The sequence below is a fragment of the Lutibacter sp. genome, assembly GCF_041596795.1.
Taxonomy (GTDB): Bacteria; Bacteroidota; Bacteroidia; order Flavobacteriales; family Flavobacteriaceae; genus Lutibacter.
In genome coordinates, this window is the sequence record NZ_JBFHHX010000083.1 from 1 (window position 1) to 15,454 (window position 15,454).

A 15,454-nucleotide genomic window follows, 5' to 3' on the forward strand; every position below is an offset into this window, starting at 1 on the left:
GTTGTTAAATGGTTTTTAAATTTAAATTGATGTAAATTAAAAATAGCATCGTTTTTCCAAAGAGAAGGTGTTTTACAAAAACCTTCAAATTGTAATTGAATATTTTTTGAATTTAAATCCAATAAATTATTTTTTTATAACACTATCTGGTACAAAACCCGAAATATCACCACCGTATCTGTAAATATCTCGTACAATGCTAGAACTAATAAAAGAAGTTTTTGCGGAGGTTAGTAAGAATACAGTTTCAATACTAGACATTTTTCTGTTGGTTTGGGCAATTGCTTTTTCAAACTCAAAATCGGCAGGATTCCGTAAACCTCTTAAAATAAAATCGACATTTATTTTTTTACAAAATTCAATTGTTAAACCGGTATAGGTGTCTACTGAAATTTTAGGTTCATTAGCATAATGTTCTTTAATAAACCTAATTCTATCTTCTAAAGAAAACATATAAGTTTTATCAGAATTTATTCCAATTGCAATAATTATTTCATCAAATAAAGGTAAAGCCCTGTTAATTATATCAACGTGACCTAATGTAATTGGATCAAAAGATCCTGGAAATATTACGCGTCTCATAGTTCGTTTTTTAATGCCATTTCTATAGCGTTATCAAAAAGTTCAGATAAACTTATTCCTGCTGCTGCAGCTTGTTGTGGAATTATACTTGCGGTTGTCATTCCAGGTACGGTGTTCATTTCTAAAAAATGAGGTTCGTTATTTACAATTATATATTCGCTTCTAGAAAAACCACTCATATTTAGTATTTCGTATACTTTTTTGGCGTTTTTTGCTAATTTGTTGTGCATTTCGTCAGAAATTCTGGCAGGCGTAATTTCTTTAGATTTGCCTAAATATTTAGCTTCGTAATCAAAAAAGTCGTTTTCACTAACAATTTCTGTCATTGGCAACACAGTTGTTTCTCCTTTATATTGTATAACTCCAATGGTAATTTCTGGACCATCTAAAAATGCTTCAATTAAAATTTGAGAATCTTCTTTAAATGCAATTTCAATAGCAGGTAATATGTCCTCTTTTGTTTTAGCTTTAGAAATTCCAAAACTTGAGCCAGCATTGTTTGGTTTTACAAAACAAGGCAAGCCTACTTTTGCAATAATTTCATCTACATTTATAGCATTTCCTTTATCTAAATAATAAGAATCGGCAGTTTTTATACCATATTGTTTTACAACACTTAAACAATCTCTTTTATTAAAAGTTAAGGCCATTTGGTAGAATGGCGCCGATGTATGTTTTAACCCAATTAATTTAAAATAGGCTAAAATAGTTCCATCTTCACCAGGATTTCCGTGAATGGCATTAAAAACACAATCAAAAGTTATTTTTTTTCCTTCAAGTTTAAAAGAAAAATCGTGTTTATCAATTGGGTATTCATTTGCTAAATCGTCTAAAGCAACCCATTTGTTTTTTAAAATATGAACTCTGTACGGATTGTATTTTTCTTTAGATAAATTGGTGTAAACAACATTTCCACTCTTTAAAGAAATTTCAACTTCCGAAGAGTAACCACCCATTATTATGGCAATATTTTTTTTCATTTTATAGTAATGTCTTTAAGTACAAACTTACTATTAAAAGTTGAAAGTTTGAAAGTTTAAAGTTTAAAAGTTGGAAGATTAAGACAATTAAATATTAACAATTCCACAATTAAACACTTCTACATTTAAACAGATATATTGTATCTTTGCGCAAAAATTTATTCAAGAAAATGAGTGTTATTCAATTTATTAAATCAAAATCATTTCTAAGGCAGTTAATTATTGCTTTTGTTGCATTTTTAGTTTTTGCCGTTTTAGTAGTTCAGTGGTTGAAATTTTCAACCAATCATAATCAGAAAATTGAAGTTCCAAATTTGGAAAAAATGAGCTTAGCTGAAGCAGAAGAAGTGTTGGAAAATATTGATTTGAATTTTGAAGTGATAGATTCGGCTAGTTTTAATCCGGATTATCCTGCAAAATCTGTAATAGAACAAAGTCCAGAAGCAGGTCAGTTTGTAAAAGAAAACAGAAAAATATATTTAACTTTAAACCCATCGAGATACCCAAATATTGAAATGCCAGAGTTGTATGGTAAAACAAAACGACAAGCGTTATCGCAATTATTGGCTATTGGCTTTAGAGTGGATACAGCGGCAGTGTATGTAAACGATATTGCTAAAGATGTTGTTAGAGGATTATTATTTAATGGAAGTGAAGTTAAAACTGGAACTAAAATTCCAAAAAACTCACTAATTAAATTAAAACTAGGTGATGGAAATGAAGGAGAAGAACTACAAGAAGAAAGTTCAGAAGAAGTTTCTGAAGAAATAGAATTTTAAGTTGATGATTGATACAGAAGAATTAGCAGAACAGGAAGAGTTTTACGAACATTTTAAATATGTTGCCAGTATAGGTCAGGTTCCTTTGCGCGTAGATAAATTTTTAATGAATTTTATTGAAAATGCAACGCGTAACAAAGTGCAACAAGCTGCCAGAGCAGGGAATGTTTTAGTAAATGAAGTGCCTGTAAAGCCAAATTACAAGGTAAAACCCAATGATGTTGTTAGAGTAGTTTTGGCGCATCCACCACATGAAAATTTATTGGTGGCTGAAGATATTCCTTTAGATATAATTTATGAGGATAACGAGGTAATTGTTGTAAATAAACCACCAGGAATGGTTGTACATCCAGGTCACGGTAATTACAGCGGTACGTTGGTAAATGGTTTAATTCATCATATAGAAAATTTACCAACTAATTCTAACGAACGCCCAGGATTGGTGCATAGAATTGATAAAGATACAAGTGGGTTATTAGTGGTTGCAAAAACAGAATTTGCCATGGCACATTTATCTAAACAATTTTTTGATAGAAGTACAGAGCGTTTATACTATGCATTAGTTTGGGGAAATATTGAAGAAGATGAAGGTAGAATAGAAGGGCATATTGGCAGAAGTTTTAAAAACAGATTGCAAATGGATGTTTTTCCTGAAGGTGATTTTGGAAAGCCAGCAATTACACATTTTAAAGTAATAGAGCGTTTTAACTACGTTACCTTAGTTCAATGTAAATTAGAAACAGGTAGAACACATCAAATTAGAGCGCATTTTAAACATATTGGGCATACTCTTTTTAATGATGAGCGTTATGGTGGAAATTTAATTTTAAAAGGAACAACTTTTACAAAATACAAACAATTTGTAGAAAACTGCTTTAAAGTGTTGCCACGCCAAGCGTTACATGCAAAAACCTTAGGTTTTGAACACCCAACTACCAAAGAATATTTGCGATTTAATTCGGAAATACCTCAAGATATGGTAGATTGTTTAGAAAAATGGAGAGCTTATACAATTAATCAGCCAGATGATCACAATGGATAAATTTGATGTTGAAAATTGGGATAGAAAACCGCAATACGATTTTTTTAAAACGTACCAAGATCCCTTTTTTAATATTACAGCAACTCTTGAAGTTCACAATTTATATACATATTGTAAAAAACATCAATTATCATTTTCTTTAGCCAATTTATTTGTAGCTATAAAATGTATAAATGAAATTTTAGAATTTAAACTTCGTATTTTTAATAACCAAGTTTATTTGTTTAATAGTGTTGATATTGGATCAACAGTGTTAAATGATAATAAAACATTTTCTTTTTGTCACTTTAAATATCAAGAGTCAATTTTTGAATTTGATATACAAGGAAAACAGGTAATAGAAAATCATAAAAAAGGAATTGTTTTTGAACCTAATGAAGAGTTATTAGGTGTTGTGCATTGCTCTACATTACCTTGGATTTCTTTTACAGGAATAAAACATGCAAGAAAAGGAGATGAAGCAGGTATGGGAATTCCAAAAATTATCTTTGGCAAAGTTTTTGAAGAAAATAACACAAAAAAAATACCATTTTCTGTTGAAGTACATCACTCTTTAATGGATGGTTATCATGTAGCTTTATTATTTGAAAAAATGCAAAGTTTTATTAATCAATTACGTTAATTTTAAATTTGAAAAAGAATTAAAAAATGAAAATAGTAATCTCGCCAGCAAAATCATTAGATTTTGAAACACAATTACCAACTAATAACTATACTCAAGGAGTTTTTTTAGATGAAGCAGCAAAATTAAACGCTGTTTTAAAAAAGAAATCGCCAAAAAAATTAAGCGAATTAATGAGTATTTCTTCAAACTTAGGTGAATTAAACTGGCAACGAAATCAAGATTGGCAGTTACCATTTAATTTAGAAAATGCTCGTCAGGCAATTTATGCATTTAAAGGCGATGTGTATATTGGTATAGATGCATATAATTTGCCAATTTCAAAATTAGATGAACTTCAAAGTAAATTAAGAATCTTATCAGGTCAATATGGATTGCTTAAGCCATTAGATTTAATTCAGCCATATAGATTAGAAATGGGAACTAAATTAACTGTAGGTTCAAAAAAGGATTTGTATCAATTTTGGGATAAAAAAATTACCCATCAATTAAATGAAGAATTGGTAAACAATGAGGTTTTTATTAATTTAGCCAGCAATGAATATTTTAAAGTTATAAAACCAGCATTGTTAAATGCTAAAATTATTACTCCTGTTTTTAAAGATTACAAAGATGGTAAACTAAAAATTATAAGTTTTTTTGCTAAAAAAGCAAGAGGTTTAATGGTAAGATATATTATTGATAATTCAATAGAAAACATAGAAGATTTAAAGGGATTTAATTTGGAAGGTTATGCTTTTGATTCAAATTTATCTTCAGAAAAGGAGTTAGTTTTTACAAGATAATTACATATTTTTTTTAGTTTGTATTGATTTTTTATATAAGTTTGTTCCCATGTTTTTGTAAACATTTAAAGAGTAAAAGGTTTTAAGTTTTAAAACATTGATTTAAAAGCTTTTGAGTGAAAAAATTTAATAATATATAACAAGCAGATTAAAAGATTTAATGAGTTCTTTTAACCACATTTTAAAGTTCTACAACCCGTTAAAAGTTGTAAGGTTTAAAAAAACTTATTTGGTAATAAGAGTGTAGTTAGAACCTTACTTTAAAGAACTTAATAAAAGCCATTTTTGGCAGCGTTATTAAATGTTAAATTAAAAATACTAAATGAATACAAAATATATAGATTTAATAAATCAAACTTTCGATTTTCCACAAGAAGAATTTAAAATAGATTCCAGCAAAAACTTACATTTTCATGATATTGATATGATGAAATTGGCAGAAGACTTTGGAACACCTTTAAAATTTACATACTTACCAAAAATTAGCGAGAATATACAAAATGCAAAATCAATGTTTGAAAGAGCAATGAAAAAGCATAAATATAAAGCTAAATACAACTATTGCTATTGCACAAAAAGTTCTCATTTTAAACATATATTAGATGAAGCTCTAAATAATGATATCCATATTGAAACATCATCTGCAATAGATATTGATATAGTTGAAAACCTAAAAAAAGATGGTAAAATTACCGATAAAACCTATGTGTTATGTAATGGTTTTAAACGTGAAGAATATGTAACTAAAATTCAAAATTTAATTAATAGTGGACACAAAAACTGTATTCCAATTATTGATAATTATGAAGAAATTGGATTACTAACTGAAGGTGTAAAGAAAAAAATTAATATTGGAATTAGAATTGCTTCTGAAGAAGAACCTAAATTTGAGTTTTATACCTCTCGCCTTGGAATTGGATATAAAAACATTGTAGATTTTTATAGAAGAGAAGTAAAAGACAACCATAAGGTAAACTTAAAAATGCTACATTTCTTTATCAATACAGGTATAAAAGACAATGCCTATTATTGGAATGAATTAAGTAAATGTATGAAAGTTTACATTAGCTTAAAACGCATTTGTCCATCATTAGATAGTTTAAATATAGGAGGAGGTTTTCCAATTAAAAATTCCTTAGGATTTAATTACGATTATGATTATATGGTAGATGAAATCATATGTCAAATTAAAGATGCTTGTGATGATGCAGAAGTTCAGGTTCCACATATTTTTACTGAATTTGGTAGTTATACTGTTGGAGAAAGTGGCGGAGCTATTTACAAAGTATTGTATCAAAAGAAACAAAATGATAGAGAACGATGGAATATGATAAATTCATCGTTTATTACAACATTACCAGATAGTTGGGCTATAAATAAACGATTTATTTTATTACCTTTAAACCGTTGGAATGATGTTTATGAAAGAGTTTTATTAGGAGGTTTAACCTGTGATAGTGATGATTATTACAACTCCGAGCAACATATAAATGCCATATATTTACCAGCCTATAAAGAAGAGAAACCGCTGTATTTAGGATTTTTTAATACAGGCGCATATCAAGAATCAATAGGAGGTTACGGAGGTTTACAACACTGTTTAATTCCACAACCAAAACACGTAATTATATCAAAAAATAACGAAGGAAAATTAGAATATAAAGTATTTAAAGAAAAACAAACAGCAAGCGACTTTTTAAAGATATTAGGTTATGAATAAAAGAACTTACGCAGGAATACCTGAAAAATATGCTAAATTAGATACATCAAAGGTTGTATTAATTTCTGTTCCTTTTGATGGAACAATTAACTGGCAAAAAGGTGCCGTTAATGGACCAAAAGCGTTTTTAGAAGCATCAGAAAACATGGAATTGTATGATGTAGAAACAGATTCTGAAGTATATAAAAACGGAATATTTTTAGCAGAGGATGTTGTAGACACTTCATCTGCCGAAAAAATGGTGAGATCTGTGCACGCAACTACTAAAGAATATATCAGAAAAAATAAATTTGTAACACTAGTTGGTGGAGAACATTCTATTTCAATAGGTTCAATTAGAGCATTTAATGAGTGTTTTGATAATTTAACGGTTGTTCATATTGGTGCACATGCAAATGTTAGAAAAGAATTTGAAGGATCTACTTACAACCATGCTTGTGCGCTTTCAGATGCTAGCCAAACAACTAATTTAATACAAATTGGTATTAGAAGCATGGATGCCATAGAAAAAACCATAGTTGATGAAGATAAAACTTTTTATGCTCATGAAATGGTTAGTGATGATTATTGGATGGAAAATGCCATTGATTTAATGACTAATAACGTGTTTTTATCATTTAATTTAAACGCATTAGATATGTCTTTAGTTAGATCTACTAGTTACCCTGAACCAGGTGGTTTATTCTGGTATGAAACATTAGAGTTTCTTCAAAAATTATTTAAAGAAAAAAATGTAGTAGGGTTAGATTTAACAGATCTTTGCCCAAATGAAAACGATAAAGCTTCTAGTTATTTGGCTTCAAAACTATACTATAAAATGTTAAGTTATAAGTTTGATAATGCAGATGAAGATGATTATGAAAACGAAAGTGGTTTCTCAGAGCCAAATAATAAAAATTCCAAATTTCAAGACGAAGATTATGAGTAACAAAGGAGCAATTTCCCAATTTATTGAAAAATATTATTTACACTTTAATTCAGCTACAGTTGTAGATGCCGCTAAAGAATATGAAAACCAATTAGCATCGGGTAAAAAAATGCTGGTTTCATTAGCTGGTGCTATGAGTACTGCAGAATTAGGAAAAATATTTGCGGAAATTATTAGACAAGATAAAGTGCAAATAATATCTTGTACAGGTGCAAATCTTGAAGAAGATATTATGAATTTGGTTGCGCATTCTCACTATAAAAGAGTTCCAAATTATAGAGATCTAACGCCAAAAGAAGAGTGGGATTTATTAGAACAAGGATTAAACAGAGTTACTGATACTTGTATACCAGAAGAAGAAGCTTTTAGACGTTTACAAGAGCATATTTTTAAAATTTGGAAAGATGCTGAAGAAAAAGGAGAACGTTATTTTCCACATGAATTTATGTATAAATTAGTACTTTCTGGAGTGCTAGATCAATATCATGAAATTGATCCTAAAAATAGCTGGATGATTGCCGCTGCTGAAGCTAATTTACCAATGGTAGTTCCAGGATGGGAAGATAGTACTATGGGTAATATTTTTGCATCATACGTATTAAAAGGTGAATTAAAAGCAAGTACAATGAAATCGGGAATTGAATATATGACATTCTTGGCAGATTGGTACACAGCAAATTCAAAAGAAGGAATCGGATTTTTTCAAATAGGAGGAGGTATTGCAGGTGATTTTCCAATTTGTGTAGTACCAATGTTATATCAAGATATGGAAAGAACTGATACACCATTTTGGAGTTATTTCTGCCAAATTTCAGATTCTACAACTAGTTACGGTTCTTATTCCGGAGCTGTTCCTAATGAAAAAATAACTTGGGGAAAATTAGATATTGACACACCAAAATATATTATTGAAAGCGATGCAACTATTGTTGCCCCTTTAATTTTCGCTTATTTGTTAAATATGTAATTATTAGAAAAATGAAAAGAGTAATTGTAGATTACAGCAAATTAACAAGTGATATTTTAGATTTGTTAGTAGAGAAATTTCCTAACGGTTATGCTTATAAAGATATTGTAACTTTTAAAAATGCACAAGGTGAAACTGTTCGAGCAGTAGAAGTAACAGCTAATGACACTATGTATTTGGTTAAAATTAGCACAAAATTAGAGGAAACAATGGAGGATTACGATGCTGATGAAGATAACTTTGATGATGTTTACGATGATCCTAATGATGGAATGGATGAAATTCCAGATGAAGATATGGATGAAGATTTATAAAAGTAAAAAAAAAAAACACCAATTAAATTGGTGTTTTTTTTTGTTTTGTTTTAAACAAGTACTAATTAATATTTAGATTCTTGTCCTAATTCTTTAACTAATAAATAATAAACTATTGCACGATATTTATTTCTGTTTGATTTTCCAACTTTTTCAATAACCGTTTCAATAGCACTATCTAATTTTGGTCCATCAGCTAAACCAAGTTTTTTAAGTAAGAAATTATTCTTAACAGTTGCTAATTCTTTTTTGTCAGATCCCGAAACAGTTTCAGCATCTGCTTTGTAGATTGAAGGACCTAGTCCTTTTGTAACTTTTGTTAATAAATCAGCGTCAAATTTTAGACCTAATTTATCCATTTCACTTTTATAAAGTGCAATTTTTTCATCGAATTTACTCATGAGTAACGAATTTTTTTATTAATAATAAAGTATTATGTATCCCAAATATAAAGAAATAATATTTGTTTTTCTTAAATTATTTTAACAATCTGACAGATTAACCCCTATTGCTAAACCTCCTTCCGAAGTTTCTTTATATTTACTGTTCATATCTTTTGCCGTTTCCCACATACTTGAAATAACTTTATCTAACGGAACTTTGGCATTTAAATAATCACTTTCTAACGCCAATTCTGCAGCATTAATAGCTTTTATAGCACCCATAGCATTTCTTTCAATACAAGGTATTTGTACCAATCCACCAATAGGATCACAAGTTAAACCTAGGTGATGTTCCATTGCAATTTCACTTGCCATTAAAACTTGCTCAGGTGTTCCGCCTAATAATTCTGTTAGTGCACCAGCTGCCATTGCTGATGAAACACCTATTTCTGCTTGGCAACCGCCCATAGCAGCAGAAATGGTAGCTCCTTTTTTAAATATACTTCCAATTTCACCAGCTACTAATAAAAATTGTTTTATATCTTTAAAACTAGCATCATGATTTTCTATTACCATATAATACATTAAAACAGCAGGAATTACGCCAGCACTTCCATTAGTTGGAGCTGTTACAACCCTTCCTAATGATGCATTTACTTCATTTACACTTAAAGCAAAGCAACTTACCCATTTTAAAATTTGTCTGAATTTTACTTCAGTTTTTCTAATAGCAATTAACCATTCTTTAGGATTGTTGTATAAGATATCATCTTTCAATTTTAAATGCATGTCAAAAGCTCTTCTTCTTACATTTAAACCACCAGGTAAAGTTCCTTCGGTGTGGCAACCTATATACATACATTCTAACATTGTATTCCAAATTCTTTCAATCTCAAAGTCTATTTCTTTATCAGTTCTTAATGATCGTTCATTTTCAAGAACAATTTCAGAAATTTTAAGATTGGTTTCTTTACAATAGTTTTCAAGCTCTTTTGCTTTTTCTATTGGAAATGGAAATGTTTTATGAATTTTAATATTTTCTTTCGCATTTATTAGTTCTTCCCTAACTACAAAACCACCACCAATAGAATAATAAGTATCTATTGAAATTTCAGCTCCATTTTTAAATGCACTAAACTTTATACCGTTTGCATGAAAAGGTAAAAATTCTTTATTAAATACAATATCAGTTGAGGGTGTAAAATTTATAAAATAGCTATTTCCAAACTTTATTTTATGTGTGGATTTAACGTTATTTACTAAAATTGGTATTTCAGTTACAGGAATATATTCAGGGTCTTGGCCTGATAAACCTAAAATAACAGCTAAATCAGTAGCGTGCCCTTTACCTGTTAATGATAATGATCCAAATAAATCAACTTTTATTGATGTAATTCCTTCAAAAGTGTTTTCTTTTTTAAGATGATTTATCCAACGTTCAGCAGCCCTCCAAGGGCCTAAAGTATGTGAGCTAGACGGTCCAATACCAATCTTTAGCATATCAAATATAGAAATACACTCCATTAAATATTTAGTTGTTTTAAGAATGTAAATATAGCTTATTGAAAAAAAATATACCTATAAATTGTCGCTTTATTAAATTATTAAAATTGGCAAATATTGACAATACACAATTAAAAAAAATATCTTTTATGACAACTTGACATAAAAAGTTAAATGGCATAATCATTGTCTAATTCAATATGTAAGTTTAAAAAAAATTTAAGAACAAAAAATATACTATTATGAGTAAAATTATAGGAATAGATTTAGGAACTACAAACTCGTGTGTTTCTGTAATGGAAGGGAACGAACCAGTGGTAATTCCTAATGCAGAAGGAAAAAGAACAACACCTTCTATTGTTGCATTTATTGAAGGTGGCGAAAGAAAAGTAGGTGATCCTGCTAAACGTCAAGCTGTTACAAATCCATTAAAAACTATATATTCTATTAAACGTTTTATGGGGAACAAATATTCTGAATCTAAAATGGAAGCAGATCGTGTACCTTATAATGTTGTAAAAGGTGATAATGACACACCAAGAGTTGATATTGATGGAAGATTGTATACGCCTCAAGAAATCTCTGCAATGATTCTTCAAAAAATGAAGAAAACAGCTGAAGATTATTTAGGAACTGAAGTAAAAGAAGCTGTAGTAACAGTACCAGCTTATTTTAACGATGCTCAACGTCAGGCTACTAAAGAAGCTGGTGAAATTGCTGGTTTAAAAGTAAGCCGTATTATTAACGAGCCAACTGCTGCTGCATTGGCGTATGGTTTAGATAAAAAAGGTGTAGATCAAAAAATTGTTGTGTTTGACTTTGGTGGTGGAACACATGACGTTTCTATATTAGAATTAGGAGATGGAGTTTTTGAAGTATTATCTACAGATGGTGATACGCATTTAGGTGGAGATGATGTTGATCAAAAAATTATTGATTGGTTAGCTTCAGAATTTAAAGCCGAAGAAGATATTGATTTACGTAAAGACCCAATGGCTTTACAACGTTTAAAAGAAGCTGCTGAAAAAGCGAAGATTGAATTATCTTCATCAGCAACAACTGAAATTAATTTACCTTATGTAACAGCTACAGCAACAGGTCCAAAACACTTGGTACGTAGTTTAACTAAAGCTAAATTTGAGCAATTAATTGATGATTTAATTAAAAGAACAATTGAGCCTTGTAAAAAAGCATTAAATAATGCAGGTTTATCAACTGGAGATATTGATGAAATTATTTTAGTAGGTGGTTCTACAAGAATTCCTGCCGTTGTAGAAGCTGTTGAAAAATTCTTTGGAAAAGCACCTTCAAAAGGTGTAAACCCAGATGAGGTTGTTGCAATTGGAGCAGCTATTCAAGGTGGAGTTTTAACAGGAGATGTTAAAGACGTATTGTTGTTAGATGTTACTCCATTATCATTAGGTATTGAAACTATGGGTAATGTAATGACCAAGTTAATTGAAGCTAACACAACAATTCCAACCAAAAAATCGCAAATATTTTCAACTGCTGCAGATAATCAGCCATCAGTAGAAATTCATGTGTTACAAGGTGAACGTGCAATGGCTGCAGATAATAAAACTATTGGTCGTTTCCATTTAGATGGAATTCCACCAGCACAAAGAGGAACTCCACAAATTGAAGTAACTTTTGATATTGATGCTAACGGAATTATTCATGTAACTGCAGGAGATAAAGCTACAGGTAAAACGCAAGATATTAGAATTGAAGCTTCTTCTGGTTTAACTGAGGAAGAAATCAAAAAAATGAAAGCGGACGCTGAAGCAAATGCTGATATTGATAAAAAAGCAAAAGAAACTGCAGAGAAAATTAACGGTGCAGATTCTATGATTTTCCAAACAGAAAAACAATTAAAAGAGTTCGGAGAAAAATTATCAGCAGATAAAAAAGAACCAATTGAAGCTGCTTTAGCAGAATTGAAAAAAGCACATGAATCTAAAGATATAGCGCAAATTGATGCTGCTATGGAGAAGATTAATGAAGCTTGGAAAGTAGCAAGTGAAGAAATGTACAAAGCAGAACAAGAGGCGCAACCACAAGGAGCACCAACAGGTGATGCAGGCGCTAAAAAAGATGGAGATAACGTTGAAGACGTTGATTTTGAAGAAGTGAAAGAAGATAAATAATCTTTTTTTAAAATAAATTTAAAAACTGTCTAAAGGGTAAAACCTTTAGACAGTTTTTTTTTGTATTAAGTAATAAATTTATTTGTAATTTCATAAAGTGTTAATTATCAACTATAAATTTAGAGCTAATGAGATACTACCAATTAAAAAAAGATATAAAAAGTGATAAACGAGAATTTGTAGTTACTAATATATTGGGGCTTAAAGGAGCTATAAAAAATACAGTTCCGAAAAAAAGTTTAGATAAAAATCTATTGATAGCAACTTGGAATATTCGCGATTTTGATTCTAATAAATTTAAACATGGGCCACGGTTAAAAGAATCCTACTTTTATATTGCTCAAATTGTTTCAGAATTCGATTTAATTGCAGTACAAGAAGTAAATAAAAACCTTAAGGCATTGTACAAATTAATGTATTTGTTGGGTGATAAATGGGATTATATAACTACCGATGTTACTGAAGGAAAAAGCGGAAATCAAGAACGAATGACATTTATTTATGATACAAGAAGAGTGTTATTTAAAAATGTTGCCGGAGAAGTTGTACTGCCAGAAACAAGCTTAATTCAAGGCGATATTCAATTTGCAAGAACTCCATTTATAGTTTCATTTCAATCTGGTTGGACCAAATTTAGCTTATGTACTGTGCATATATATTATGGCGCCGACTCTGGAGTAAAATTAGTTAGAAGGCAAGAGGAAATTGCTGGAATTGCAAAGTTCTTAAAAAAGAAAGCTGATAATGATAAAGAAACTTTAATAGTTTTGGGTGATTTTAATATTGTAGATCACAAGCATAAAACTATGGAAGCTTTGTTAGATAATGGTTTTAAAATACCCAAACAAATTAGAGATAAACCACAAGGAACAAATACTTTTCAAACTAAATATTACGATCAAATTGGAATTCGTTCTAAATCTGGTTTTTTTCAATTAGGAGAAGAAGACAATAGCGCAGGAACTTTTAATTATTATAACTATATATTTAGAGAAAATCAGTTTGAAGATTATAAAAGCGATGTTATAAAATCGTTAAGCAAACAGTTAAAAAATAAAGAAAAGGAATTAAAGAAAGCACAAAATAAAGAGCATCCAAATTTAGAAGAGATTAATAAGTTAACTAAATCAATTACAGATTTAAAAGGTATGTTGGTTAATGATGTTCAGTTGTTTGAGTATTATTACAAAGAGTGGAAAACATTTCAAATTTCCGATCATTTACCTATGTGGGTAGAGATTAAAGTTGACCATAGTGAAGAATATTTAAAAGGCATTTATTAAATGTTTTGTTGTGTTATGCACGCATAATATTTGCTATATTTGAGAAAAATTGGAACTAATGAATACATTAAAGTTAACAGATTTATTACAAATTAAATACCCAATAATACAAGCTCCAATGTTTTTAGTATCAAATACTAAAATGGTTATAGAGGCTATGAAAAGTGGTATTGCAGGTTGTATTCCAGCGTTAAATTATAGAACAATTGAAGAGTTAAGAGCTGCAATTAAAGAGTTGAAAGAAGCTAAAGTTGAAGGAGGTTCTTTTGGTTTTAATTTGATTGTAAATAAATCGAATATTAAATATAAAGACCAATTAAATGTAATTTGTAAGGAAGGTGTAGATTTTATAATAACTTCTTTAGGAAGTCCAGAAGAAACCATTAAACAAGCTCATAAACATAATATTAAAGTATTTTGTGATGTAACAGATTTAAAATTTGCTAAAAAAGTTGAAAGCTTAGGTGCAGATGCTATTATTGCAGTCAACAATTTGGCAGGTGGTCATCGTGGAGATTTATCTCCAGAAGATTTAATTTCCTTATTGGTGAAAAATTGTGCTATTCCAATTATTTCTGCTGGCGGAGTAGGATGTAAAGCAGATTTAGATAAAATGTTAAGTTACGGAGCTGTTGGTGTTTCTGTTGGAAGTCCTTTTATAGCTTCAGTAGAAGCAAATGTAACGGAAGAATATAAACAAGCATGTGTGCAATACAACGCAAGTGATATTGTAATGACCGAAAGAATTTCCGGAACACCTTGCACGGTAATTAATACGCCTTATGTTCAAAAAATAGGAACAAAACAACCGTGGATTGAACGTGTTTTAAATAAAAATAAACAATTGAAAAAATGGGTAAAAATGATTCGTTTTTCAATAGGAATGAATGCAACTAAAAATGCCGCAACTAAAGCAACTTACAAAACTGTTTGGGTTGCAGGTCCTAGTATTCAACATACAAAAGAGATTTTACCAGTAAAGAAAATTGTTGCACATTTAATAGGTAGTTAATAAAAAAGCAAGATATTTTTCTATTTAATTTTAGGTGTCGTTTGTGCAATATTTGTACATTTGCCCACTAAATTTAAAAGATGAATATACCTAAAACAAGTTTGCCAAGACTTGTAATTATTGGCGGTGGTTTTGCAGGAATTAATTTAGCAAAAGGATTAAAAAATAAAGATATTCAAGTAGTTTTGTTGGATAAACATAATTACCACACCTTTCAACCGTTATTATATCAAGTATCTACAGGAGGTTTGGAACCTGATTCTATTGCCTTTCCGCTTCGAAAAATTATTAAAAGTTTCCCTAATTTTTATTTTAGATTAACAGAGGTTTTAAGTGTTGATACTGAAGAAAATATTATTAATTCTACAATTGGAAAACTTAAATACGATTATTTAGTAATTGCAACA

16 protein-coding genes are annotated in these 15,454 nt (G+C 29.7%); 12 read left to right on the plus strand and 4 right to left on the minus strand.

The features are described from left to right. Nucleotides 1-126 precede the first annotated feature (126 nt). Nucleotides 127-582, minus strand: a complete 456-nt coding sequence (gene coaD, locus ABY298_RS10425; RefSeq protein WP_372745993.1) for a pantetheine-phosphate adenylyltransferase — start codon at nucleotides 580-582, stop codon at nucleotides 127-129. Continuing rightward, on the minus strand, nucleotides 579-1,562 hold the full coding sequence (locus ABY298_RS10430; protein WP_372745994.1) for a D-alanine--D-alanine ligase: 984 nt from the start codon (nucleotides 1,560-1,562) through the stop codon (nucleotides 579-581). Before ABY298_RS10430 ends, coaD begins: the two co-directional genes overlap by 4 nt. A 170-nt stretch (nucleotides 1,563-1,732) precedes the next feature. On the opposite strand from ABY298_RS10430, the gene ABY298_RS10435 reads away from it, so the two are divergent. From ABY298_RS10435 to ABY298_RS10470, 8 genes are all read left to right on the plus strand, one after another. Further along, nucleotides 1,733-2,341 (plus strand): PASTA domain-containing protein, encoded by a 609-nt coding sequence (locus tag ABY298_RS10435; RefSeq protein WP_372745995.1) that lies wholly within the window; start codon nucleotides 1,733-1,735, stop codon nucleotides 2,339-2,341. Between the two features lie 4 nt (nucleotides 2,342-2,345). Then, a complete protein-coding gene (locus ABY298_RS10440) occupies nucleotides 2,346-3,383 on the plus strand; it encodes an RluA family pseudouridine synthase (protein WP_372745996.1) in 1,038 nt (345 codons plus the stop codon). Continuing rightward, nucleotides 3,376-4,005, plus strand: a complete 630-nt coding sequence (locus tag ABY298_RS10445) for a CatA-like O-acetyltransferase (protein ID WP_372745997.1) — start codon at nucleotides 3,376-3,378, stop codon at nucleotides 4,003-4,005. Before ABY298_RS10440 ends, ABY298_RS10445 begins: the two co-directional genes overlap by 8 nt. 26 nt (nucleotides 4,006-4,031) lie before the next feature. Beyond that, nucleotides 4,032-4,790, plus strand: a complete 759-nt coding sequence (gene yaaA / locus ABY298_RS10450) for a peroxide stress protein YaaA (RefSeq protein ID WP_372745998.1) — start codon at nucleotides 4,032-4,034, stop codon at nucleotides 4,788-4,790. Between the two features lie 322 nt (nucleotides 4,791-5,112). Further along, nucleotides 5,113-6,510: an arginine decarboxylase gene (locus ABY298_RS10455; protein WP_372745999.1), complete on the plus strand. Its 1,398-nt coding sequence runs from the start codon at nucleotides 5,113-5,115 to the stop codon at nucleotides 6,508-6,510. Continuing rightward, on the plus strand, nucleotides 6,503-7,438 hold the full coding sequence (speB, locus tag ABY298_RS10460) for an agmatinase (protein WP_372746000.1): 936 nt from the start codon (nucleotides 6,503-6,505) through the stop codon (nucleotides 7,436-7,438). Before ABY298_RS10455 ends, speB begins: the two co-directional genes overlap by 8 nt. After that, complete coding sequence (locus ABY298_RS10465) at nucleotides 7,431-8,405, plus strand: deoxyhypusine synthase family protein (RefSeq protein WP_372746001.1); 975 nt, start codon at nucleotides 7,431-7,433, stop codon at nucleotides 8,403-8,405. The genes speB and ABY298_RS10465 overlap by 8 nt, the downstream gene beginning before the upstream one ends. Before the next feature lie 11 nt (nucleotides 8,406-8,416). Further along, nucleotides 8,417-8,719: a hypothetical protein gene (locus ABY298_RS10470; protein WP_372746002.1), complete on the plus strand. Its 303-nt coding sequence runs from the start codon at nucleotides 8,417-8,419 to the stop codon at nucleotides 8,717-8,719. Nucleotides 8,720-8,784: 65 nt separating this feature from the next. Here the strand turns inward: ABY298_RS10470 and ABY298_RS10475 are convergent, their stop codons facing one another. Further along, entirely contained in the window at nucleotides 8,785-9,120 is a 336-nt protein-coding gene (locus tag ABY298_RS10475) for a DUF2853 family protein (RefSeq protein ID WP_372746003.1), read from the minus strand. 81 nt (nucleotides 9,121-9,201) lie between these two features. Further along, nucleotides 9,202-10,626: an L-serine ammonia-lyase gene (locus tag ABY298_RS10480; protein WP_372746004.1), complete on the minus strand. Its 1,425-nt coding sequence runs from the start codon at nucleotides 10,624-10,626 to the stop codon at nucleotides 9,202-9,204. A gap of 221 nt (nucleotides 10,627-10,847) precedes the next feature. Here ABY298_RS10480 and dnaK point away from each other — a divergent pair, with 221 nt between their 5' ends. The 4 genes from dnaK to ABY298_RS10500 form a co-directional block, all read left to right on the plus strand. After that, nucleotides 10,848-12,752, plus strand: coding sequence for a molecular chaperone DnaK (gene dnaK, locus ABY298_RS10485; protein ID WP_372746005.1), 1,905 nt, complete (start codon nucleotides 10,848-10,850; stop codon nucleotides 12,750-12,752). A 128-nt stretch (nucleotides 12,753-12,880) separates the two neighbouring features. After that, complete coding sequence (locus tag ABY298_RS10490; protein WP_372746006.1) at nucleotides 12,881-14,035, plus strand: endonuclease/exonuclease/phosphatase family protein; 1,155 nt, start codon at nucleotides 12,881-12,883, stop codon at nucleotides 14,033-14,035. Between the two features lie 58 nt (nucleotides 14,036-14,093). Further along, nucleotides 14,094-15,047, plus strand: a complete 954-nt coding sequence (locus tag ABY298_RS10495) for an NAD(P)H-dependent flavin oxidoreductase (RefSeq protein WP_372746007.1) — start codon at nucleotides 14,094-14,096, stop codon at nucleotides 15,045-15,047. 80 nt (nucleotides 15,048-15,127) lie between these two features. Further along, the coding region (locus ABY298_RS10500) for an NAD(P)/FAD-dependent oxidoreductase (protein WP_372746008.1) at nucleotides 15,128-15,454 on the plus strand (327 nt) is incomplete at its 3' end.

Bases quoted from the DNA above. Each gene is read 5' to 3' on its own strand.
- ABY298_RS10470 (WP_372746002.1), top strand. From the start codon at position 8,417: ATGAAAAGAGTAATTGTAGATTACAGCAAATTAACAAGTGATATTTTA.
- ABY298_RS10480 (WP_372746004.1), bottom strand. From the start codon at position 10,626: ATGGAGTGTATTTCTATATTTGATATGCTAAAGATTGGTATTGGACCG.
- ABY298_RS10495 (WP_372746007.1), top strand. From the start codon at position 14,094: ATGAATACATTAAAGTTAACAGATTTATTACAAATTAAATACCCAATA.
- ABY298_RS10455 (WP_372745999.1), top strand. From the start codon at position 5,113: ATGAATACAAAATATATAGATTTAATAAATCAAACTTTCGATTTTCCA.
- ABY298_RS10435 (WP_372745995.1), top strand. From the start codon at position 1,733: ATGAGTGTTATTCAATTTATTAAATCAAAATCATTTCTAAGGCAGTTA.
- dnaK (WP_372746005.1), top strand. From the start codon at position 10,848: ATGAGTAAAATTATAGGAATAGATTTAGGAACTACAAACTCGTGTGTT.
- ABY298_RS10490 (WP_372746006.1), top strand. From the start codon at position 12,881: ATGAGATACTACCAATTAAAAAAAGATATAAAAAGTGATAAACGAGAA.
- ABY298_RS10445 (WP_372745997.1), top strand. From the start codon at position 3,376: ATGGATAAATTTGATGTTGAAAATTGGGATAGAAAACCGCAATACGAT.
- ABY298_RS10465 (WP_372746001.1), top strand. From the start codon at position 7,431: ATGAGTAACAAAGGAGCAATTTCCCAATTTATTGAAAAATATTATTTA.
- ABY298_RS10430 (WP_372745994.1), bottom strand. From the start codon at position 1,562: ATGAAAAAAAATATTGCCATAATAATGGGTGGTTACTCTTCGGAAGTT.
- yaaA (WP_372745998.1), top strand. From the start codon at position 4,032: ATGAAAATAGTAATCTCGCCAGCAAAATCATTAGATTTTGAAACACAA.
- ABY298_RS10475 (WP_372746003.1), bottom strand. From the start codon at position 9,120: ATGAGTAAATTCGATGAAAAAATTGCACTTTATAAAAGTGAAATGGAT.
- speB (WP_372746000.1), top strand. From the start codon at position 6,503: ATGAATAAAAGAACTTACGCAGGAATACCTGAAAAATATGCTAAATTA.
- ABY298_RS10440 (WP_372745996.1), top strand. From the start codon at position 2,346: ATGATTGATACAGAAGAATTAGCAGAACAGGAAGAGTTTTACGAACAT.
- coaD (WP_372745993.1), bottom strand. From the start codon at position 582: ATGAGACGCGTAATATTTCCAGGATCTTTTGATCCAATTACATTAGGT.